Raw genomic sequence first — 546 nt, forward strand, 5'->3', positions numbered from 1 at the left:
AGCCGGATGCGCCGAATGATGCGTATCATGGGGATCGTGGCGATGGTTCCGCAACCCACGACGAGTAAACCGAACAAGGAACACACCATCTACCCCTACCTTTTGAGAGGGCGGGAGGTTGGGGACGTCGACGAAGTCTGGTGCGCAGACATCACTTACATCCCGATGGCCAAAGGCCATGCCTACCTCGTGGCGATTATGGATTGGCACAGCCGAGCGGTCCTGTCTTGGGAGTTGAGCAACACGATGGATAGCAGCTTCTGCGTGAGAGCGCTCAATGAAGCCATGCGTCGGATCGGACGTATTCCGAAAATATTCAACACCGATCAGGGTGCCCAGTTCACTGGACGCAACTGGGTTTCTACACTCAAGGCAAACGGGATCGAGATCAGTATGGATGGCAAAGGCCGCTGGATGGACAATGTCTTCATTGAGCGTTTATGGCGGAGCCTGAAGTATGAAAAGATCCGGCTTTGGAGCTACGACACAGTGAGCGAACTCCGGACTCACATCGATGACTGGATGAACTACTACAACCATCGGCGC

General features: G+C 54.4%; 1 protein-coding gene. It reads left to right on the forward strand.

The window, feature by feature from the left end:
- Nucleotides 1–546: IS3 family transposase (locus tag IE099_RS20680; protein ID WP_189574776.1), on the forward strand; the 546-nt coding region annotated here is incomplete at both ends.

Origin of the sequence: Roseibacillus persicicus, from assembly GCF_014651675.1 — a bacterium.
Lineage (GTDB): Bacteria > Verrucomicrobiota > Verrucomicrobiia > Verrucomicrobiales > Akkermansiaceae > Roseibacillus > Roseibacillus persicicus.